Here is a 21,833-nt window from a genome sequence, read left to right on the forward strand (position 1 = left end):
CGCTCCAGCTGCTGGGTGCGCGTCGCCATGCCCAGTGCCGGCGCCGCCTGGGGCCACCAGTTCATCCCGCGTATCGGCCAGGAAGTGCTGATCGACTTCATCGAAGGCGACATCGACCGCCCGGTGGTGACCGGGGTGCTGTACAACGGCAGTCATAACCCGCCGGCCTTCTCCGCCGCCGGCAACCTGCCGGGCAACAAGACGCTGTCCGGCATCAAATCCAAAGAACATCAGGGTCAGGGCCATAACGAACTGCTGTTCGACGACACGCCGAACCAAGTCCGCACCCGGCTGGCGAGTACGCACGGCGCCACGCAGCTCAACCAGGGCTTCCTCACGCACCCTAGAGCGGACGGCAAAGCCGAAGCGCGCGGCGAAGGCTTCGAACTCAGAACCGACCAGCACGGCGCTGTCCGCGCCGCGCACGGCCTGCTACTTTCCACCGAAGCGCAACAAGGCGCTGCCGGCAATCAACTGGCACGCACTCACGCGCAAAGCCAACTCGACGCCGCACTCGCCTTGAGCCAAAGCCTGGGCGAAGTCGCCACCGCGCAATTGGCCGACACCATGGAAACCGGCCCGCAGCAGATCAACCCGGACAACAGCCCGGGCAGCAAAACCGATCAGGGCCATCAGCAGCACCTGAGCGAAGCGCTGAAAGCCTGGGAGGCCGGCACCAACACCGGCGCCAATACGCAAGGCGCCGGTCAACAGCCACTGCTGGTCATGAGCGCCCCGGCCGGCATCGCCAGCCTGACCGAGCAAAGCCAAACCCTCGCTGCCGGTACCAACCTGGACCTGGTAGCCCAACGCGATCTCAACCACACCGCCGGCCGCCGCTGGCTTGCCAACGTCGGTCAACACCTCAGTCTGTTCGTTGCCGGGGTGAAAGACGCCGTTAGCCTGAAACTGATCGCATCCAAGGGCAAAGTGCAGGTACAGGCGCAAAGCGGCGAGATGGAGCTCACCTCGGCGCAGATACTGCAGATCACCTCCACCAAGGGCAAGGTGACGCTACATGCCGACAAAGAGATTCTGCTGACCAGCGGTGGCGGCTACATCCGCCTAAAGGGCGGCGACATCGAGGTGCATTGCCCGGGCGACGTCAGCATCAAGGGGGCGAATCATGCGCTGGCGGGGCCTGCACAGATGCATCTCCCCATGCCCCAATTTAAGTCAGACTATGCGGGCCAATTCAGAATTCATGACCAGAATGGGAATTCATTGGCCGGGCATCCATACATGATGAAAATCGATGGCAGCCACAAAGTGATCGGGAAGACTGATGCGGATGGCTTAAGCCTTCCTGCATATACTGACGGGGAAAAGGAAATTAAATTGACCCCGATATTTAAGAATGATTGGGATGAGGTTGGGCAAAATTTGCTTCATCCAGACGCCGAGGATATATGGGAATGAAATTTTTTGAAAAGACACTATTGGCGATAGCCGTGTTTAACATTGCAAATGTAGCTTTTGCGCAAGATGTCTATAAAGAATATGTGACTGATTTTTCATGCGGGCGCATGACTGTAGCAGTGATCGCCACATGCAAGCATTCAGAAGATGGGTTTCAACCTGGTGATTGCAAAATGCCGTTCGGAATGCGGTTTTTGAAGGATGGCAAGATCTTAAAAAGTATTTCTATTCCTGCGCTATCTGCTCGTGAAGTTGGAAAATATAATAAAGCAGGCACTTATTCTACGTTATTTCCTCGTGCGCTAGAATGTGTGCAAGATAACAGAAAGCAATACTTGCATGTATTTTATTATGGAAGCTCAAATGCCAGCCCGTTTAATGAATTGCATGAGTATTATCAGGGCGATAACGAGAAGGTGAATGAGGGGGGGGCGAATGCTTTATATCAGCGCACAATGTCGGTAACAGTTTCGCCGAAAAGTGTTGATGTAAATATTGGAGTTGATAAAAGATAATGAGTGATTTGTATTCGCTGCTGTACTGCAAAAAGCAGAAGGAATATAGGGAAAGCTCTATTAAGCCTTATTCGTTGGTGAAACTGCCCATCGAAAAATCGGCAGGCGAACTGGCAGGAAATTCTCGTGTTGGTGGGGACGCCTCTGCTGATACTCAATCCAAGGTGGTCGATAAGATCGTCGAGGTTTGTGTTAGATATGGACTGTCCTTCAGAGAGACTGCTTTCGTTTTGCTAATGGTAAAGGTGGAGTCCGGGTTTAATCCAGATGCTGCTGCAGGCACTACGTCCGCTGCTGGATTGGCCCAATTCACAAATGGTACGGCAAAAGATGCAAAGGGAATGTCAAAGCAGTGGCTTGGTTTTGAGCTAGATATCCTCCTGCCAAAGGATCGTTTTGATGCAGAGAAGGGGGCGTATTCTGCAGTGCTTGCTTATATGAAGTGTAAATCTAAAGCAAAATTGGTGGATGTCACTTCGTATGAAAAATACATATATATATTTCACCATGAAGGTTGGAATAAAAAAGTAGATAAAACAACTGCAACTTCGCTAGATGCATACAAGATTTCTAATGAAAAAATTATTCCGTTTCTTGATTGTGTTGAGTCGGCGTTAAAAAAAGAGAAGAAGGTTTCGTTTTCGCTCAAAGACAGTAAAGGTGATCCAGTATCAAACCAGGCGTATCTGGTGGGGCAAGAAGTTGGTGCTAGTAAAGCGGATCCTGCGCGAGCTAGCTCAGGTAGCCAAGTGAAATGGAGTAAAGGTGTCACTGATGGAGCAGGAAAAACAGCCCCAATCGACTTGAAGGGTGTGGGAGAAGTGGTTTTTGCTATTATAAACAATTCAGCTTTGAATTTTTTTCTTGGCGAAGACCAGGTCGGCAAACGAGAAGTCCATGTGGTAAAAAGAGGGGAAACGCTCTCTAAAATCGCTAAACAAAATAATACAACTGTGGATGAACTGGCAAAAATCAATGCCATCAAGGATCGCAATAAGCTACCGGAAGGTGCGACACTTGAGTTGCCGAAGATAAATTATACGTCAAGAAGTCCTGATGTTTCGATGCTTTCTGGTGCTCTGGCGAAGATGGGGCTTGTCGACGGGGCGATGCTTGATATTGTTGAATATTTTAAAAGCCATGTAGTATTGCCGCGAAATAGCAAAACGCATGCGAATGATACAATCTCTATTAAAGCGGCCCCTGCGAAAACAGTGCCTGCCACCCAGAATAATAAAATGGCAAAGCATAAAACAAAAAAAGATGAAAAAAGTGTAAAGGATACGGCCGTCAAAGCGAGCGACGCAGTGGTGAAGCTTGATTTTTCACTGGATGTTGCAAAGCCAGAGCTTGTGTCTTCTTACACCAAAGACATGATAAAAACGATCATGAAAACCATTGGATTGGATGAGGCAATAATAACAAGTGGGATTAGAACAACCGAGCGACAAGCAAAGACCATGTATGATAATATTGAAAGCTATGGTGTTGATTCCCAGTTAAAATTATACGCACAGCCAGGCAGGGAGGTTGTGGGTTGTTATGCCAAGTTAAAAAAAGAAAATACAGAGAAAAGACAGATAATATCTGCAATGAAAGAGAAGATTGAAGAGCTTTTGACAAATGGTCATCGTGTTTCAAAACATTGTGTAACTGAAGATTTTTATAAAAAATTAAATGTAATAGATATATCGCATAAACGAATGAGATCTTCAAAGAGGAAGGCATTTGAGGCGGAAATAAAAAAATTGCATACCAGTGGTAAAATTTCAAAATTTATTACACCGGGGATGAAAGGTGGAGAACCTGCGTACCATTTGGAAATTCCACAGCCGTAGTATACTTATGGCTGTTTTTTTGTTTGCATCTGCAACTGCTTCTGCGTGCACGATGTTGGGTGATGGCGTTTTTGTTGCAGATGATGACTCAGACTCTTTGCAAGATGGTGGACGCTTGGAGCGGGTCATTTCGCAAATAAATAGCAAAGGAATTCAACAGAAATACTGGGGAACTACGGCGAATTTTTCGTATGCATTTGTTGGTAAAAACGGCAAATTTTCTGTTTTTAGAACAATATCAAATGCAATTGATGAAAAATATGAATCATTGAACGTTTACCTGCCAGCAGTAGTTAAATTAAGCTGCTCAGGTGATTTTTCTATAGAATATGTTGTGACCAATTACTATACTTCGCCTATAAAAATTGGGGCTGAACCGAAGTCCAAGCCGAAAAAATCTCCGGACACAATCAAGGCGAAAGTTTCTGGGCATGCCACCTCAGCAGGGAACATCTTTGTTTCAAAGTGTGATGCGTTTGAGATGAATAACGGCCTCTGGGAAAAAACAACAGATGATCTTGGTGTTTGCCAGCGTAGAAACTTTACGATGTTTAATGTCATGCCTTATGTTTCAGGAAAAAAGGGTTGGGAAATTAATTAAAAATTTTCCATTTTGTATAAAAATGGAACTTGTGACGGCGTTTTCCGTCGCCAGTGCATGTGGTATGGCCTATGGCCAGGACATGCTTACAGTCAAAGACTCACTTTTTCAATTGGCAGCCAAACAAAGCAATGTACTGGGCGCAAATGGCATGAAGTTGGTCGAAGAGACCAGCAAAAAATGTAAAGAGATTGGGTCCGCTAGCTTGAAAGGCCTGCAAGTTTCGACCTACGAGAAGGTGTTTACTTGCACGCTGGATGGTGGCACGGTGAAAGTCGCGTTCCACTTCGACTATACCGGGAAGAAACCCATGGTTGATCGGTTTGGAATTGTGACGGCAATCGCTGATTACGATGCCTTGCTGAAATATGCAGTCGCTGTAAATGGCAAAGATTACACGCATGATGATGGCAAAGATTATCAATCGGCTGCCTGGACTATCAACAAAAAAGGTGGTATCCAAATTTCGCTCGATTTGAGTAAGTATTTTGTGAAAAATGCCACGATTTACCAAGTCGATGTGAATTCCGGCAATTGATGCTGCTGCTCGAATGTTGCCCTGTCGTATTTTAGGAGTTAGCGTGAAAAAGTTTTTGTTTTGCCTTTGTTTTTTCAGTGCCGCCGTACTAGCCGCCGATGAAGTGGCACACCACGCCTCACCGGATCAATCCACTGTCATTGAGCATTCTTGCGGCGAACAAGGGTGCTCTGCCTGGGTTGCCGGTACCAGCGGCAAGACCATGATCGTCGATGAGGCTCACACGCAAGACATCGCCGTGCAGTGGCTGAACAACGATCTGGCCGATGTGCATTTCTCCTGCGGCAGCCCTTGTACTGCACACTTCTTTTACGACAGGCATCGTGGTGTATCGCGACCGATTGGCGATGTGATGGCAGTCGACACCAAGCGCTTGTGCGCATTGCGGCCTACGCAGGAAGGGCTGGAAGTGGTGCCGATGTACGGCCCCAAAGGGCCACGTTTTTGGCAGGTTCGTTATAACGATCCGAAATACGCGTTCGATACCGGTTCGGTGGTGGTATTCGCCGGCATCGAGGCACGCTTTCAAGCGGATGGCGGCCTGTCACTCAACTATACCGACCGCAACGGGCGCCGGGCCAAGCGGCTGGTTCAGCCAAAGTGCCTGTAAGGGCGCCCTCTCTGATTCTACAAAGGCCTCCGCGACGGCAACAACCCATCCTTCGTGGAAAAGCTGCGAGGGTAGCTCGGTGGTCTCGCTGCAAGAGAATGGATGGCCAAGTTACAGCTGTGTCATTGCCACGTCGGGATCGGTATGACGGGGGTGCAATTTTCAGCCTTTTCTGACGGTCACGCTTGGTTGTCAGTTTGTGTCTTGCTGGCTAAGGTAGCGGGTGCGGTATCTGCCGCTAAAGAGGCGCGGGCCCGGGGTGTTGCGAGCACCACCGAACCCGCTAACCAAACCAACTTACAGGACAAGTCAGAATGGCTACTCAAGATGGTAATGCAACCCTCGTTTCTTTTCCAAACCCGGATTCCCGCCAACAGCAGTTACTTTCCCTGATTTCCGTGTTGTGCTTGCCGCGGCGGAGTCGTCCAAATTCTGACGAGTGCCGTTTGATCGTCGATAGCCGCTTGCCATGGGCGTTCGAGCCGATCGATGGCAACACTTCATGGCTGTATCTGCCTAAGGCCGCACAGGCGCGTAGCCTCGCGGGTTGTCTGGTTCTAACGGCCGATTAACGGCCTTTTCCGGAGGCGGGGGGCTAGGCCCCCTGGCCGGGTGCAATTACATCGATTCTCCATAGCGATCCGAAATATGCGTTTAAGAACACGCTCCCGCGAAGGCAATGGGCGACTGTAGGAGCGGCTTAAGCCGCGATATGCCCGCAACCCACGGCGCTGTTCGCGACTAAAGTCGCTCCTACGGGCTCTGTGTGTGAGCAAGCAAACTGCCCGTCGGGGTGTTACTGAAAGTGTGTAATGAAAAAGAAAATGCTACTGATTGTTGGCTTGCTGATTTGGTCGGCAGGCAGCTTCGCGGCCGGGGTGCCACCTTGGCTGGGCATCTGGCATGGCACGCTCGGCAAGCAGGAGGTGATGGTGTGCTTGGCGGACGAGTCGGCCATGGGCGGCTCTACTTATTATTACGTCAAATATCAGTCCAGCATTCCCTTGACCAGCGAGACGCCGCAAAGCGGGCATTGGCAGGAGGGTAATCGCGATAAGCCAAGCGGCATCTGGCAGCTTGGCGCCGTGCAGGGCGATAGCTTGAGTGGGCAATGGTCTGCGCCCGGCAAGGCCGGCAAGCTGCCCATTGCCTTGAAGCGGATTGCTGCGCTGGGGCAAGACCAGTATGCCGCTTGCGAAGTGCCGGCCTTCTTTGCGCCGCGCGATGCCAAGTTTCAAGTTATGAGCGGTAAGGCGCATGTCGTCGATGGCAAGGCTTATACCGAGATCCAGGTCAAAGGACGCGACTTGGCTTCCTTGTGGCTCTCCGGCGCCACGGCGCAGATCGCCAGCATCAACGCTAATTTGGCGCGGCAACTAAAGCGGGATTACTGGTCCTATTTCACCTGCCTCTCAGAGGGGAAGCGCGAGGCGCTCGGCGGCGATTACAGCAGTTGGGCCAACGTCGTGGCCTGGGGACAGCGCTGGTTGGTGATCGGCACAGCCGTCGATAGTTACTGCGGTGGGGCGCATCCGAACCAGGATCTTGATTATCAAACCTGGGATCTGACAACTGGCCAAATGGAAAACCTTTGGCGCTGGTTCAATGCCAAGGGAACGACGGGCGACAAGTCGGCCATGTGGGCATCGCCCGAATTGACCAAGGTGGTCTTGCAGTCGGTCGAGCCGAGAAAAGACGAGTGTGGCGACGATATGCAGAGCGCTTCGTTTTATCGCCTGCGTTTATCCCGGCAAGGGATGGTGTTTATTCCTTCGCTGGGTCATGCCGACCGCGTTTGCGAGGAAGAGGTGACGGTGTCGTATAAAAAACTGCTGCCGTTTCTCAATGAGCGGGGGCAGCACGAGTTGTCTAAGCTGCCGTCGGCGTTTTAGTGAACCCAAAGAACAATACAATGAAAAAAATACTGCTTACGCTGTTTGCTGGGCTGACTGTATGCCAGGTGATGGCTTCGCCATTGGCGTCGGCTGATTGCCGGCATTACCAGGCGTTCTTTTATCAGTTAGCAGAGCAGGGATATACCGACGATAGCGGACAGGTCGCCTATGATGCGCAATTCGATCGGGCCTTCACGCATCTGGTCGCGCCGCTGGTATCGAAAGACCGGCGCTTTCGAGACAAGATCACTTCCGGTCCGTCGACGAGCGGCGAGGTATTTGCCGATGGACAGGGCGTGTACGTCCGGCATGAGCTTTGCCAGGCGCATCAATGTGCGGATTACAAAATGATCACGCTGTACGACGTACGTAGCAAACGCATGGTCGGGTTGTTGCTCGATCACGGCAAGCAACGACCACTGGGAAGTCCGTCCGGCGATGTGTTGCCGCTACTGACAGCCAGCCAGGCAAACAGTCGGTTGGCGCTTTGTGTTTCAAAAGCGCCGTAGCGTGCATTCGCCGAAGGCAATGCACGTTCTGGATATCGCCGAAGTCGTGCGTTGCTTTGCGAACGCACGCTACCCGAAAGACGGTTTGTTAGAGGCGTAAGCGGTGCTGCACCACGAAAAAAGCCAAGCCCGTGGGCTTGGCCTTTTTCATGAGAGCGGGAGGGCGCTTATTCGCCGACCAGCTTCTTTAGATTGGCGACGCGGTCGCTCGAGGCCGGGTGGTCGGCCAGCCAGCTATGGTCGTCGCTGATGGTGCGGATCTTGTCCATCGAGGTGACGGCGGCGTGCAGATTGAATTGGTGTCTTTTCAGGAAGCCCACGCCGTAGGCATCGGCATCGGATTCCTCTTTCTGCGAGAACTGGGCGTTGACCACGGCTTCGGCCAGGTCGCCAAGTGCGGATTGCGACAGTTGTGCCGCTGCGGTGTCGGTGGCTGCGGCGGCGTCGCGGGCGGCGGAGGTGGCGTAGGCGACTTGCAAGGCCTTGCGGACGTGGCCCAGCTTGGCGTGGCCGATTTCATGGCCGAGCACGAAGCGCAGTTCGTCGTCGTTCATCATGTCCATCAGGCCGGAGTAAACGCGCACCGAACCGTCCGCCGTGCAGAAGGCATTGATGTCTTTGGTCAGATAGACCTTGTAGTTGAGCTGCAGGCCGTCTTCGTTGCGCATGTCGCGGGTGAGGTTGGCCAGGCGCTTGCTGTATTTGCTGCTGGCCGGCGCGATGTGGCTCTTGGTGTCTTCTTGCTTGATGCTGGCCAGCGACAGCGACTTGGCGTCGTCGTCGGAGAGGGTGCCGGCGGAGACGAGTTTCATGCCGGCGCTCAGCATGCCGTTCAGGTCGATGGCGTGGCTCGGCGCGGCGGCCAATGCGGCGAGCAGCATCGGCAGGGTGAAAATGTGCTTCTTCATTAGTTCTATTGTCCTTATTCACATTTATGCATTTTTCATGCGCATATATTATATAAAATCCACAATGTATTGTGTAGCGTTTGCTTTTGATTGCTGGGCGTGAATAGAGGGAAGTGTTGCAAATTAGGTGGTTATTTTCAAGTTCATTGTCATTTTTGTGGTGTGTTTATATCTCATTCGGGTAGGGGCGACATAGAAGAGGCTGAATACCCAGGGCGCACGATCTCGCGCGTGCTGGCGGTTTGATTGCGCCGCACTTTCTCTTGCAGCTGCATCAGTCCATAGAGCAGTGCTTCGGCGGTGGGTGGGCAGCCTGGAACGTAGATATCTACCGGAACAATACGGTCGCAGCCGCGCACGACGGCGTAGCTGTAGTGGTAGTAGCCGCCGCCATTGGCGCAGGAGCCCATCGACAGTACGTAGCGGGGCTCGGCCATCTGGTCGTAGACCTTGCGGATGGCGGGCGCCATCTTGTTGGTGAGGGTGCCGGAGACGATCATCAGGTCGGCTTGACGCGGCGTGGCTCGCGGCACCATGCCGAAGCGGTCCATGTCGTAACGCGCGGCGGCGGCGCTCATCATTTCGACGGCACAGCAGGCCAGGCCGAAGGTGAGGTACCACAGACTGTTGCTTTGGCTCATGCCGAATAGGCGGTCGACGGTGGTCAGTAGATAGCCGTCGTGTTCGAGAGTGGGATACATGGCGTTCATCCTGGGTGGCGTCAGGATGACTTTAACCGCGCGGTTTGGGGTCGGCTTGTACCGAGGCGACATGGTCGCTTAGTGCTGGCCGACGCTCAGTCGGATGTCTTCGTTGCCGTTGTGAAGCACCAGCCGCTGCTCGATGGGGCTGTATTGCACGGCGCTGGTTTCCAGTGTGTAGGCGCCGTGAATGCGGCGGGCCAAGTCGCCTGGCGTGTGGCCGGTCAGGGCGCGAAAGTCTTTCGTCATATGGGCTTGGTCGAAATAGCCGCAATCCTGTGCCAGCGATGCCAGCCGGCCGGTGGCATCCGGCCGCGCTATCAGTAGGGCCAGCATATTGATGTAGCGCGCCATGCGGCGCGTGTCGCGCAAGGTCATGCCGTAGCTGCTTAGAATTTTGCGTTGCAGTTGACGCACGCCCAGCCCGTAATGCCGCGCGAGTTCTCGGCTGTCGTCGTATAGCCGCGATGGCGGTAGGAGCAGTGTCGGCGTGTTGTGCGCCGAGCGCGCGGCGAGGTGTTGCGTCAGCCAGCGATCGAGTGCTTCCGCTATGCCGGCGGTGGCGGTCGCTTGCAGCCGTTCGAATAGTTCGTTTTCGGTGCGTTGGCCGATCAGTTCGTGTAGTGGCCAGGCCTGGTTGGCAAGTAGTTGGGTTGGCAGGCCGAACAATACGGGCAGTTGGCCGAGGCGCAGCATGATCGTGGCGAATCGGCTGCCTGGCGCGAGTTGTAGCGTGACCGGGCGATCGAAAGGCCCAGTCACGAAGCAGGGTGGCGATGCGATGGGCGGCAAGGTGTCGACGAGGGTGTGGCTTTGGCCGGTCAGGATGAAGCCGATGCTGGGGAAGGGGGTGGCGGGCAGGTGCATGATGCCGCCGCAGTCTTCCTGTAGATAGTAGTGGCGCACGACCGATCCCAGCGCGGGGTGTGGTGGAATCAGTCGTCGTGTCATGGCGGTTTTCCCGAGTGTTGTATTCCGGAGACGTTAGGCGGGGAGCAAACCGGCGACGTTTGGCGTGGCGCCGGCCGCTTGGGTGTTTAGAATCTCAAACATCATATAGTGTATTTAACTGTATAATTGTAGTTTAGCCAGTTCATTGCACTGGCTGAATGAAAAATCGCCATCGATAAAACGATGGCGATTGGCTTTTTGGCAGTTAAATTAAAGCTTGATCAACGTGCTCTTTAGTTCGGTGTACTTCTCCAGTGCATGCAGCGACTTGTCGCGGCCGTTGCCGGATTGTTTGTAGCCGCCGAACGGGAAGTTCATGTCGCCGCCTTCGTCGTAGCAATTGACCCAGACGGTACCTGCGCGCAGGCGGCGCGATACTTGATGGGCGGTGGTCAGGTCGGCGGTCCAAACCGCGGCGGCAAGGCCATACTCGGTGTCGTTGGCGATGTGCACCGCCTGGTCGACGGTGTCGAACGTGATCACCGACAGCACCGGCCCGAAGATTTCTTCGCGGCAGATGGTCAAATCCGGCCGTTCGCAGTCGAAAACGGTCGGTTCGATGAACAGCCCTTGCGGGTGAATGCCCGCCGATTTGCCGCCGGCTAGCAGCTTGGCGCCTTCGCTTTGCCCCTTGTCGATATAGGACAGCACCTTGTCGTACTGGATGCGGTCGACAATGGCGCCCATGCGGGTGGCCGGGTCGAGCGGATCACCTGGCTGGTAACGCGCGGCGGCCTTTTTCAGTTCGACCAGGAAGGCTTCGCGGATGTCGCGTTGAACTAGCACGCGCGAGCCGGCGGTGCACATTTCGCCCATGTTGTAGAAGATGGCGCCGGCCGCCGCACGCGCGGCGGCGGCGATGTCCTTGCAATCTTTGAGGACGATGTTCGGGCTTTTGCCGCCCAGTTCCAGCCAAACACGCTTGAGGTTGCTCTGCGCGGCATAGCCCGCGATCAGCTTGCCGACGGCGGTGGAGCCGGTGAAGGCCACGCAGTCGACGTCGAGATGCAGTGCCAGCAGTTTGCCGACGTCGCCGGCGCCGGGGAGCACCTGGAAGATGCCGTCGGGAATGCCGGCATCCCGGGCCAGTTGGCCGAGGCGGATGGCGGTGAGCGGCGATTTTTCCGAGGGTTTGAGTAGGACGGCATTGCCGGCTGCCAGCGCCGGGGCGAATTTCCAGCTGGCCATCAGGATCGGGAAGTTCCACGGCACGATGGCGGCGACCACGCCGATGGGCTCGCGGCTGACCAGGCCGACCAGGCTCGGGTCGACCGGTGCCAGTTCGCCGCCGACCTTGTCGATCGACTCGGCGAACCATTCGGTGCAGTAGGCTGCGCCGGGTACGTCGACGCTCAAAGTGTCGCCGATCGGTTTGCCCGCGTCGAGGGTTTCCAATAGTGCCAGTTCTTCGAGGTTCTGGCGTATCAAGGCGGCGAAGCGCTTGAGGATGCGGGCGCGTTCGCGCGGCGCCATGCGCGGCCAGTCGCCGTGGTCGAAGGCCATGCGCGCGCTGGCGACGGCGCTATCGACTTCGGCGGGGCCGCACCAGGCGATCTCGCACAGCGTTTGGCCAGTGGCCGGATTGACGGCGGGGAAGCGTTTGCCGTCGTGCGCGTCCTGGTAGGCACCGTTGATGAACGCGCGCCCTTCGATTCGGATCGCGGCCGCCCGGGCTTGCCAATCTGCATGGGTGTGGCTCATCTCATCTCCTTTGTGTGTGTGCTGCTTTTGTGTCTTGTTCTGGATTAGAAGGTCGGCGGCGAGCTGGCGCTGACGACTTCGCAAGTGCCTTCGCCGACATTGCGGAAGCGATGCGGCAGACGGCTGTCGAAATAATAGGCGTCGCCCGGCCCCAATATCTGGCTTTCGCCGTTGACGGTGACTTCTATCTGCCCGCTGATGACGACGCCGCCTTCTTGTCCCTCGTGGGCCAGCATGTCCGGGCCGGTGTCGGCGCCGGGCTGGTAATGTTCGCGCAGGATGGCGATGTCGCGATGGTCGTGCGCGGTACCCACCAGCAGGAAGCGGATCTGATCGTTGCCGAGGTTGGGTAGTTCTTCCGCCTGGTAGAACACTTTTGGCGTTTGCGGCTCGGCATCGAAGGTGAAGAAGTCGGCCAGCGTCATCGGCAGTCCTTCCAGTACCTTTTTCAGCGAGCTGATCGACGGGCTGACCCGGTTTTGTTCGATCAGCGATATGGTGCCGTTGGTCACGCCCGCGCGCTTGGCCAGTTCTCGCTGCGATAGGCCGTATCGGTCTCGTACCATCCTCAGGCGTGCGCCTACATCCATTGTGTTTCCTCGGCTTGTTTCGATGCCGTGCCGACTGTGCTCGACACTGGCCCGCTATGAATTTTAATGTTAATAATTTTAGACGTTACCGCGATGTGCTGACCGATGCAATCGGCTCGAGTTGCTGCGATGCAAAATCGATAGTGCTTTGCAATACGCAAATTTTATAGTCAAAATCAGTAACAGACAGCAACTTGCATGTAAATTTTTTTAAACGGCTGTCTGAATCTCAATCCGAACCCAGACATCAATCACAGGAGAGAAGTATGTTAATCGGCGTTCCTAAGGAGATCAAAAATCACGAGTACCGCGTTGGCCTGACGCCAAGCGGCGCACGCGAGATGATCGCCCATGGTCACAAGGTGCTGGTTGAAACCCAGGCCGGCCTGGCTATCGGTTTTACCGATGAGCAATACATTGCCGCTGGCGCTTCCATCGCGCCGAGTGCCAAGGCTGTCTTCGATCAAGCTGAAATGATTATCAAGGTCAAGGAACCGCAGCCGGTGGAATGCCGCATGCTGCGTCCGGGCCAGATTCTGTTTACCTATCTGCACCTGGCTCCCGATCCCGAGCAAACCCGCCTGCTGATCGAGTCTGGCGCGATCGCCGTTGCCTACGAAACGGTGACCGACGAACGCGGCGGCCTGCCGCTGCTGGCCCCGATGTCCGAAGTGGCTGGCCGGATGGCGATTCAGGCCGGCGCGCATGCGCTGGAAAAGGCGCAGGGCGGCCGTGGCGTGTTGCTGGGCGGTGTGCCGGGCGTGGCACCGGCCAAGGTGGTGGTGATCGGCGGCGGCGTGGTCGGTTTGAATGCTGCGCGCATGGCCATGGGCATGGGCGCGGATGTGACCATCCTGGATAAGTCGCTCAACCGTTTGAAAGAAATCGATATGGTGTTCGAGGGTCGCATCAAGACCCTGGTGTCCAACACCTCTAATATCGAAGAGCAGTGCGAGGCCGCCGATCTGGTGGTCGGCGCCGTGCTGGTGCCGGGCGCCTTGGCGCCGAAGCTGGTGACCCGCTCGATGCTGAAGAAGATGCAGGCCGGCGCTGTGCTGGTGGACGTGGCGATCGACCAAGGCGGTTGTTTCGAGACCAGCCATGCCACCACGCACCAAGAGCCGATCTACGTGGTCGATGGCGTCGTGCACTACTGCGTGGCCAATATGCCGGGCGGTGTTGCTCGCACTTCGACGCTGGCGCTGTCCAACGCCACCTTGCCGTTCGCGCTCGAATTGGCGAACAAGGGCTGGGCTGGCGCATTGCTCGACAATGTCCATCTGCGCAACGGTCTGAATATCTGCCGTGGCAAGGTGACCTACGAAGCCGTTGCCAAGGATCTTGGCTATCAGTACGTTGAGCCGGTCGAGGCAATCAAGGCATCTTCCTAAAAAAGAGGTGTACATGCAGCAAGCGATTATCGGCATTCCATGCGATAACAAGATGATCGGCCTGCTGCCGTTCCACGCGGTCGGCGATAAATATATCGCCGCCGCGGCGGACGGCGTGGGAGGGGTTCCCATCCTGATCCCTTCTCTTGGAGACGCCTCCCATCGGGAGGCCTTGCTCGAGCTGGTCGATGGCGTCCTATTGCCAGGGTCGCCTTCCAATATCGAACCGCATCATTACAATGGCGAGCCCAGTCGTCCGGACAATCCCATCGATCCGGCACGCGACGCCACCACCCTCCCTTTGATTCCCTATCTGATCGAACGCGGTATCCCGGTGCTGGGTATTTGCCGGGGCTTCCAGGAAATGAACGTCGCTCTCGGCGGCGAGCTGTTTCAGTATGTTCACGAACAGCCGGGCTATCGCGATCATCGCGAGCCTGAGGTCGAGGATATGGCGCTGAAGTATGCGCCGGCGCACGCCGTGCATTTCCCGGAGGAGGGGTTGTTTCGTCAGTGGCTCGGCTTGTCCGAGGCTCGGGTGAATTCGCTGCATGGGCAGGGGGTGCGCCGTTTGGGTCCGGCTTTGCGCGCCGAGGCGTTGTCCGACGATGGCTTGGTCGAGGCATTTAGCGTGCCCGAGGCGCGGGCGTTCGCCATGGCTGTGCAATGGCATCCGGAGTGGCGCTTTGCCGACAATCCGGTGTCGATGGCAATTTTTAATGCGTTCGGCGAGGCATGTCGCGCACGTCGTGCGCAACGCAGCTGCTGAGCAGCGCGTTTTCTAGAGCCGTTTTAGCGGCCGGAAAAGAGAAAGTCGAGAGGGATTCTGTATGAACAACGAAATCATCGAGTGGATGCGAGAGCATCACATCACCGAAGTCGAATGTATTTTGCCGGACATGACCGGCGTGGCGCGCGGCAAGATCGTTCCGCGCGACAAATTCATCAGCGATCCGGAAATGCGCCTGCCCGAGGCGGTGCTGATTCAAACGGTGACCGGCGACTACCCTGACGATAGCTATTTGGACGTGACCGACCCGGATATGGTGTTGTTTCCGGATGCCAGCACGCTGCGTTTCGTACCGTGGGCCGCCGACCCGACCGCGCAAATGATCTACGAGTGCACGCGCTCCGATGGCACGCCGGTGGATGTGTCGCCGCGCAATGTGCTCAAGCGCGTGTTGTCGCTGTTCGACCAACATGATTGGGAACCGGTGGTGGCGCCGGAGATGGAGTTCTATCTGCTGTCGCCCAACCCGGATCCGGATATCCCGTTGGCGCCGCCGATCGGCCGCACCGGTCGCGCGGAGTTCGGCCGCCGTTCTTATTCGATCGACGCGGTCAACGAGTTCGACCCGCTGTTCGAGGATATTTACGACTACTGCCATGCGCAGAATCTGGAAGTCGATACGCTGATCCACGAAATCGGCACGGCGCAAATGGAGATCAACTTCCTGCACGGCAATGCCGTGGCGTTGGCCGATCAGGTGTTCCTGTTCAAGCGCACGGTGCGCGAGGCGGCGTTCCGTCACAATATGTACGCCACCTTCATGGCCAAGCCGATGGAGAACGAGCCGGGCAGCGCGATGCACATTCACCAGAGCATCATCGACCGCAACACCGGCAAGAATATCTTCACCAACCCCGACGGCTCGCCCAGCGAACACTTTTTCCATTTCATCGGCGGTCTACAAACCTACCTGCCGCACGCCATGCCCTTGTTCGCGCCGTTCGTGAACTCTTTCCGGCGTCTGTCGCGTTATACCGCGGCACCGACCAATGTGCAGTGGGGTTACGACAACCGCACGGTGGCATTCCGCGTGCCGCATTCGTCGCCGCAGGCGCGCCGGGTGGAAAACCGCGTGCCGGGGGTGGATGCCAATCCGTATATCGCCATGGCCGCCACGCTGGCCTGCGGCTATCTCGGCATGATTAACAAGATTCCGGCTTCCGAGCCGTGCCAGAGCGACGCCTACGAGCTGCCGTTCCAGTTTCCGCATGGTTCCGAGGAGGCGTTGATTCGACTGCGCGAATGCCCGGAGCTGGCCGAAGTGCTGGGGCCGCGTTTCGTGCGCATGTACGTGGCGCTGAAGGAGAAGGAATTTTCGGAGTATTTCCGCGTGATCAGCCCGTGGGAACGCAAGTTCCTGCTGTTGCACGTATAACAATATCGCGGCAAATGCACGCTACCCCAGGGCGTTCGGTGCGATCGCGTAAGCCCGCACCGGCGCCGGGGAATCAACAGGAGAAAAGAGATGAAGCAGCACAATACCGAAGCCCTGCGCCAGCAGGATGCCGCGCATCACCTGCACCCGTTTTCCGATATGCAGTCGCTCAACCAGCAGGGCGCACGGGTGATTACCCATGCGGACGGCATTTATTTGTGGGACTCGGAGGGTAACAAGATCATCGACGGCATGGCCGGGCTGTGGTGCGTCAATATCGGTTACGGCCGCAAGGATCTGCCGGAAGTCGCCAAGAAGCAGATGGAAGAGCTGGCCTACTACAATACTTTCTTCAAAACCACGCATCCGGCCGTGGTCGAGCTGTCCACGCTGCTCAACGAAGTGGCGCCGCAAGGCTTCAGCCATGTGTTCTATACCAACTCCGGTTCGGAGTCGGTCGATACCATGATGCGCATGGTGCGCCGCTATTGGGATGTGCAGGGCAAGCCACAAAAGAAAACGCTGATCGGGCGTTGGAACGGCTATCACGGCTCGACCATCGGCGGTGCCAGCCTGGGCGGCATGACGTATATGCACGAGCAGGGCGATCTGCCGATCCCGGGTGTGGTGCATGTCGAGCAACCTTGGTGGTACAAGCACGGCAAGGATATGACGCCGGATGAATTCGGCTTGCAGGCCGCGCGCTGGGTGGAAGAGAAAATTCTGGAGATCGGCGCCGATAAGGTGGCCGCCTTCGTCGGCGAACCGATTCAGGGGGCCGGCGGGGTGATTATTCCGCCCGCCACCTACTGGCCGGAAGTCGAGCGCATCTGCCGCAAGTACGATGTCCTGTTGGTCGCCGACGAGGTGATCTGCGGTTTTGGTCGTACCGGCGAGTGGTTCGGTCATCAGACGCTGGGGTTCCGCCCGGATATCTTTACCACCGCCAAGGGTTTGTCGTCCGGTTATCTGCCGATCGGCGCGGTGTTCGTCGGCGATCGCGTGGCCGAGGGGCTGTTGGCCGGCGGCGACTTCAATCACGGCTTTACCTACTCCGGCCATCCGGTGGCGGCGGCGGTGGCGCAGGCCAATGTCCGTGCGCTGCGCGACGAGGGCATCGTCGAGCGGGTGAAGAACGAGACAGGCCCCTATATGCAGAAGCGCTGGCGCGAAACCTTCGGCAATTTTGCGCACGTGGACGATATTCGCGGCGTGGGTCTGATTCAAGCGTTCACGCTGGTCAAGGATCGTTCCAAGCGCGAGCTGTTCCCGGATTGGGGCGAGATGGGGATGAAGTGCCGCGATATTTTCTTCCGCAATAATCTGATCATGCGTGCCTGCGGCGATCATATCGTGTCGGCGCCGCCGCTGGTGATCAGCAAGGAAGAAATCGACAAAATGTTGGACGTGGCCGCGCGCTGTGTCGAGACTTTCGAAAAAGAGGTGCTTTTTTAATCCTTTAACATTGTCTACTGTATAGTAGTTATATCTGATTTCTGCTTTGCGCTTTGAATAGCGGATTTGGTATAATCAAATCCGCTATTTTAGTTAAAAATAAAAACAGACAGTCATTAAAATGACTGGACCTCTACTAAATCTATGGGGCAGTGACGCATGTTTGTCGGTATCGGCTATGTGGTGATCCTCCTATCCACGCTCGGCGGCTTTGTTCTGGCAGGCGGGCACCTTGCGGCACTGCTTCAGCCTATCGAGCTGATGATGATCGCTGGCGCGGCCGGCGGGTCTTTCGTGGTGGCCAACGGCGGCCCGGCGCTGAAAGCGACGATTAAGGTCTTCCCGCAGGTCTTCAAGGGTTCCCCCTACAACAAAGCCTTCTACATGGAGCTGTTTGCCATGCTCTATGAAATCCTTGCCAAGGTGCGCAAGGAAGGCTTGATGTCGATTGAAAACGACGTCGACAATCCAGAATCCAGCCCGGTATTCACAAAATATCCCTCCATCAGCAAAGACCATCATGTGGTTGAATTTATTTGCGATTATTTGCGCTTGATGGTGGGCGGCAATCTGAATGCCTTCGAAATCGAAAACTTGATGGACGTGGAAATCGAAACCCATCACCACGAGGGCGAGATCCCGGTGGCGGCAGTCAAGACCATTGCCGACGGCATGCCGGCTTTCGGTATCGTGGCCGCGGTGATGGGGGTGGTGCACACCATGGAATCGGTGGGGATCCCGCCCGCCGAGTTAGGCTTGCTGATCGCCCACGCCCTGGTGGGGACCTTCCTCGGGATTTTGCTTTCCTATGGCTTCGTCGGCCCGCTGGGCACGATCCTGGAGCACCGCCTGAACGACGGCACCCGGGTCTTCCAGACCATCAAAGTCACCATCCTGGCCAGCCTCAACGGCTATGCGCCGCAAGTGGCGGTGGAGTTCGGCCGTAAGGCACTGTCCTCGCATGATCGTCCGTCCTTCAAGGAGTTGGAGGATCACGTCAAGCAGGCCAAGAACCGTTAAGTAACGAGGCCCGTCATGGCAGATGAATCGCAACGGCCCATTATCGTCAAACGCATCAAAAAAGGCGGGCACGGCCACCACGGCGGCGCCTGGAAGATTGCTTATGCCGACTTCGTGACGGCAATGATGGCGTTCTTCTTGTTGATGTGGTTGCTGGGCTCGGTATCGCAAGGTACGCTCGACGGCATTGCCGAGTATTTCAAGACGCCGCTCAAGGTGGCGCTGTCTGGCGGCCAGGGCGCGGGCGATGCAACCTCGGTGATCAAAGGGGGCGGTACCGACCTCACGCGCAAAGCGGGGCAGGTCAAGAAGAGCCCGACTTCCGATCCCGCCAAGGAAAAAGCGCAGCTGACGCAACTGCAGCAGAAGATCCAGAAGACCATCGATGCCAGCGTGCAATTGAAGGTGTACAAAAACCAACTCAAGCTGGAAATGACGCCGGAAGGCCTGCGCATCCAGATTGTCGACGACCAGAATCGCCCGATGTTCGCCTCCGGCAGCTCGACGCTATTGCCGGCCACCAGCGCCTTGTTGCAGGCGCTGGCCAAAGATCTCAACCAACTGCCTAACCGCTTGAGCATTTCCGGTCATACCGATTCGACGCCGTATAGCGGCGGACTCGGCGGCTATAGCAACTGGGAGCTGTCGGCCGACCGGGCCAATGCCGCGCGCCGGGAATTGGTGGCGGGTAGCCTAGGTGCGGACAAAGTGCTGCGCGTGGTGGGGTTGGCCGATGCCGATCCGTTGATTCACAGCGATGTGTTCGCCGCCGAAAATCGTCGTATCACGATTGTGGTGCTCAATAAGGAAGCCGAGCAGACCATTCTCAACGATGGGGTGAAGCCGGCGCTGAACAACGAGCCGATCGGCCCGATAGCACCCGGTACGCCGGCAGCGGGAGCGAAACCCTGATCGGGGCGGCGCTGGCCCGGCTGGCGCGTGCCCTGACGATTCAGTTGCTGGCCGGGGTGCTGGCCTGGTATTTTGTCGCGCCGGCGGCCCATCCGGCCCGGTGGGCGATTGGTGCAGGCTTGGTCGCGGTCGTGCTGGCACTGGTTTGGCAAAGCCGCGGCGCGAAGGCATGGCTGCATGGGCTGCCCATTCCCGCCGCGCTGTTGGCTTGGTGGGCGGGGATCCCGCCCTGGCTGTTCCTGGCGGCTTTTCTGGCGACGTTGGCCTTCGGCCGTAATGCCTGGCAGGCGCAGGTGCCGCTGTATCGTTCGAGTCGCGAGGCCGCACAGGCTCTGGCCGATGCGCTGGCACCCGGAACGCGCTTGTTGGAGGCCGGCGCCGGCGATGGCCGGTTGGCTCTGTGGCTGGCTCGTTTACGGCCCGATTTGCAATTGACCGCGCTGGAGAATGCCTGGGGCAGTTACTGGCTGGCGTGTTTGCGCTGGCGCTTGGCCGGGCGGCCCGAGAATGTGCGGCTGGGGTCGGATGACTTTTGGGGGCGGGACTGGGGCGAGTACGATGCGATCTATGTGTTTCTTTCTCCGGCGCCAATGAAAAGGGTATGGGACAAATTTCAATCGCAAGCCAAACCGGGCGCCGTATTGATCAGCAATACCTTTGCCATTCCCGACGTCCAACCGGCGCGGTGTCTGCCGCTGTCCGGCCGTTTGCAGCAATCGCTGCTGTTCTGGCGGGCCGAGCATGGAGCTGAATAGCTGGCTGAACGCCATTGCCGCACGCCGCTGGCCGATTTTGCCCGGCACCATGGCCGAATTGCGCCAGGCGTGCGCACGTCATAGCGATCTGATCAATTTTACCGACCTGGCCAATCTGTCACTGTCCGATCCCTTGTTGCTGTTCGATCTGATCCGGGTGGTGGGCGGCTCGCGCGCCTTGCAGCGCAACGAGAGCATGCCGTCGATCGAGCAGGCGATGATGCTGATCGGTCTCGAACCGGTCGTTAGCCGCTTCAATTCGTTGACGGTGCTGGAGCCGCTGGCCGGCCGGCTGCATCCGGGCGTGGTCGAGGATATCGCCATGTGGTTGGCGCATGGCCGCGTGGCGGCGATCATCGCCAAGGACTGGCTGTCTCTGGCGGGAGAACACAAGGTGGAGGATTGCTATATCGCCGCCTTGGTCTATAACCTGCCGGCCTGTTTCTATTTGCTTTACAGCAACCGCACGGCCGATAGGCCGTTGCTGCAGGAGGTCGCCGAGGTATTCGGCCTTGATTACCCCAAGCTGCTGGAGCAGTTCGTCAAGACGATCCCATTGCCGATGGGGCTGTTGAATATTCTATCGACCGATGGTGGCGTCAGTCGGCGCAAACAGTTGTTGCGCCTGGCTGTCGGGACGGCCAATGGGCTGGTGCAGGGGGCTTGGCGACCGCAGTGGTGGGTCGGTATCGAAGCGGCGGCGCGCCTGATCGGGGTTAGCCCGGCGGTGGCCTATAGCGCGATTCCCCACGCCTGCCTGCAGGTCGCCCGCACCCCGCGTGCCATGTCGTACAGTTACCCCCTGCGCGAATTCATTATGCTGCCCGGCGCGTTCCATCAGGCCGAAATGCACGCTATCCCGCCGCGCGACGATGAGGGAGAACTGGATGTGGCGCTGCGCGATACGGTGCGCCATCTGGCTCAGGATCTGCATTTCCGCCGGGTGCTGTTCTTGCGCTACGACAGCGAGGGCCATTGCCTGAAGCTGCGCTACCAAGTCGGCCTGCCGCCGGAGCACCCGTTGCGCAATCATGCCGTCGGCACGGCGCCGGGAACGTTTTTCGCGCTCATGTCGAGCAAGCCGCAAAGCTTTCACGCGCCGCCGGCGGCGCGCGCAAAAATCGCCGAGAGCTATCCGGACGAGTTCTTCAGCTTGCTGGATGGCGATGCGTTCGCCGCCATGGCGATCTTCACCGGCCACCAACTGGTCGGCGTGTTCTATGTCGATTACGCTGACGAGCCGCGCGAGCTCGATGCCGAGATTTATCAACGTTTCAAGGAGCTGGTGGTGTCCCTGACGGGGGCGCACACCTAAGGCTCACGCCGGGCTCACCCGGCGTGCTTCACCGATTCAGAGAG

Annotated in this window: 22 protein-coding genes; 17 read left to right on the forward strand and 5 right to left on the reverse strand. The window is 57.0% G+C overall.

The genetic code is table 11. From position 1 onward, the window contains the following. The 9 genes from DFP86_RS14205 to DFP86_RS14245 form a co-directional block, all read left to right on the forward strand. The coding region (locus DFP86_RS14205; protein ID WP_133682376.1) for a DUF2345 domain-containing protein at positions 1–1,419 on the forward strand (1,419 nt) is incomplete at its 5' end. Beyond that, positions 1,416–1,934, forward strand: coding sequence for a hypothetical protein (locus tag DFP86_RS14210; RefSeq protein WP_133682378.1), 519 nt, complete (start codon positions 1,416–1,418; stop codon positions 1,932–1,934). The genes DFP86_RS14205 and DFP86_RS14210, both read left to right, overlap by 4 nt. Next, on the forward strand, positions 1,934–3,772 hold the full coding sequence (locus tag DFP86_RS19755) for a LysM peptidoglycan-binding domain-containing protein (RefSeq protein WP_133682380.1): 1,839 nt from the start codon (positions 1,934–1,936) through the stop codon (positions 3,770–3,772). Before DFP86_RS14210 ends, DFP86_RS19755 begins: the two co-directional genes overlap by 1 nt. Beyond that, the gene (locus DFP86_RS14220; RefSeq protein ID WP_133682382.1) at positions 3,732–4,373 is read left to right on the forward strand and encodes a hypothetical protein; all 642 of its coding nucleotides are present in this window, start codon (positions 3,732–3,734) and stop codon (positions 4,371–4,373) included. The genes DFP86_RS19755 and DFP86_RS14220 overlap by 41 nt, the downstream gene beginning before the upstream one ends. Next, entirely contained in the window at positions 4,339–4,911 is a 573-nt protein-coding gene (locus DFP86_RS14225; protein ID WP_133682384.1) for a hypothetical protein, read from the forward strand. The genes DFP86_RS14220 and DFP86_RS14225 overlap by 35 nt, the downstream gene beginning before the upstream one ends. A 43-nt stretch (positions 4,912–4,954) precedes the next feature. After that, the gene (locus DFP86_RS14230; protein ID WP_133682386.1) at positions 4,955–5,521 is read left to right on the forward strand and encodes a hypothetical protein; all 567 of its coding nucleotides are present in this window, start codon (positions 4,955–4,957) and stop codon (positions 5,519–5,521) included. 314 nt (positions 5,522–5,835) lie between these two features. Then, on the forward strand, positions 5,836–6,093 hold the full coding sequence (locus DFP86_RS14235) for a hypothetical protein (protein WP_133682388.1): 258 nt from the start codon (positions 5,836–5,838) through the stop codon (positions 6,091–6,093). 252 nt (positions 6,094–6,345) lie between these two features. Continuing rightward, the gene (locus DFP86_RS14240) at positions 6,346–7,413 is read left to right on the forward strand and encodes a hypothetical protein (RefSeq protein ID WP_133682390.1); all 1,068 of its coding nucleotides are present in this window, start codon (positions 6,346–6,348) and stop codon (positions 7,411–7,413) included. Between the two features lie 20 nt (positions 7,414–7,433). After that, positions 7,434–7,925, forward strand: coding sequence for an Ivy family c-type lysozyme inhibitor (locus DFP86_RS14245; protein WP_133682392.1), 492 nt, complete (start codon positions 7,434–7,436; stop codon positions 7,923–7,925). A gap of 167 nt (positions 7,926–8,092) precedes the next feature. Here the strand turns inward: DFP86_RS14245 and DFP86_RS14250 are convergent, their stop codons facing one another. The 5 genes from DFP86_RS14250 to DFP86_RS14270 form a co-directional block, all read right to left on the reverse strand. Then, on the reverse strand, positions 8,093–8,833 hold the full coding sequence (locus tag DFP86_RS14250) for a M48 family metalloprotease (RefSeq protein WP_133682394.1): 741 nt from the start codon (positions 8,831–8,833) through the stop codon (positions 8,093–8,095). A gap of 173 nt (positions 8,834–9,006) precedes the next feature. Beyond that, a complete protein-coding gene (locus tag DFP86_RS14255) occupies positions 9,007–9,534 on the reverse strand; it encodes a NuoB/complex I 20 kDa subunit family protein (protein ID WP_208108348.1) in 528 nt (175 codons plus the stop codon). 78 nt (positions 9,535–9,612) lie between these two features. Beyond that, entirely contained in the window at positions 9,613–10,485 is an 873-nt protein-coding gene (locus tag DFP86_RS14260; RefSeq protein WP_133682396.1) for an AraC family transcriptional regulator, read from the reverse strand. 210 nt (positions 10,486–10,695) lie between these two features. Further along, entirely contained in the window at positions 10,696–12,186 is a 1,491-nt protein-coding gene (locus DFP86_RS14265; RefSeq protein ID WP_133682398.1) for an aldehyde dehydrogenase, read from the reverse strand. A gap of 44 nt (positions 12,187–12,230) precedes the next feature. After that, a complete protein-coding gene (locus tag DFP86_RS14270; RefSeq protein WP_133682400.1) occupies positions 12,231–12,776 on the reverse strand; it encodes a cupin domain-containing protein in 546 nt (181 codons plus the stop codon). 266 nt (positions 12,777–13,042) lie between these two features. Between DFP86_RS14270 and ald the strand changes: the two genes are divergently transcribed. The 8 genes from ald (at position 13,043) to DFP86_RS14310 (ending at position 21,789) form a co-directional block, all read left to right on the forward strand. Next, positions 13,043–14,167, forward strand: coding sequence for an alanine dehydrogenase (gene ald / locus DFP86_RS14275; protein WP_133682402.1), 1,125 nt, complete (start codon positions 13,043–13,045; stop codon positions 14,165–14,167). Positions 14,168–14,180: 13 nt separating this feature from the next. Then, on the forward strand, positions 14,181–14,936 hold the full coding sequence (locus DFP86_RS14280) for a gamma-glutamyl-gamma-aminobutyrate hydrolase family protein (protein ID WP_133682404.1): 756 nt from the start codon (positions 14,181–14,183) through the stop codon (positions 14,934–14,936). 61 nt (positions 14,937–14,997) lie between these two features. Continuing rightward, positions 14,998–16,332 (forward strand): glutamine synthetase family protein, encoded by a 1,335-nt coding sequence (locus tag DFP86_RS14285; protein ID WP_133682406.1) that lies wholly within the window; start codon positions 14,998–15,000, stop codon positions 16,330–16,332. A 90-nt stretch (positions 16,333–16,422) separates the two neighbouring features. Further along, positions 16,423–17,787: an aspartate aminotransferase family protein gene (locus DFP86_RS14290; protein WP_133682408.1), complete on the forward strand. Its 1,365-nt coding sequence runs from the start codon at positions 16,423–16,425 to the stop codon at positions 17,785–17,787. A gap of 159 nt (positions 17,788–17,946) precedes the next feature. Beyond that, positions 17,947–18,807: a flagellar motor stator protein MotA gene (gene motA, locus DFP86_RS14295; RefSeq protein WP_133682410.1), complete on the forward strand. Its 861-nt coding sequence runs from the start codon at positions 17,947–17,949 to the stop codon at positions 18,805–18,807. A 15-nt stretch (positions 18,808–18,822) separates the two neighbouring features. Beyond that, positions 18,823–19,719: a flagellar motor protein MotB gene (gene motB, locus DFP86_RS14300; RefSeq protein ID WP_133682413.1), complete on the forward strand. Its 897-nt coding sequence runs from the start codon at positions 18,823–18,825 to the stop codon at positions 19,717–19,719. A gap of 44 nt (positions 19,720–19,763) precedes the next feature. Then, positions 19,764–20,474 carry a class I SAM-dependent methyltransferase gene (locus DFP86_RS14305; protein WP_243729408.1) on the forward strand — a complete coding sequence of 237 codons (711 nt, stop codon included), beginning with the start codon at positions 19,764–19,766 and terminating at the stop codon, positions 20,472–20,474. Then, positions 20,461–21,789, forward strand: a complete 1,329-nt coding sequence (locus tag DFP86_RS14310; RefSeq protein WP_133682417.1) for an HDOD domain-containing protein — start codon at positions 20,461–20,463, stop codon at positions 21,787–21,789. Before DFP86_RS14305 ends, DFP86_RS14310 begins: the two co-directional genes overlap by 14 nt. The last annotated feature ends 44 nt before the right edge of the window (positions 21,790–21,833 follow it).

Origin of the sequence: Paludibacterium purpuratum, from assembly GCF_004363805.1 — a bacterium.
In the GTDB taxonomy this organism is placed as follows: Bacteria; Pseudomonadota; Gammaproteobacteria; order Burkholderiales; family Chromobacteriaceae; genus Paludibacterium; species Paludibacterium purpuratum.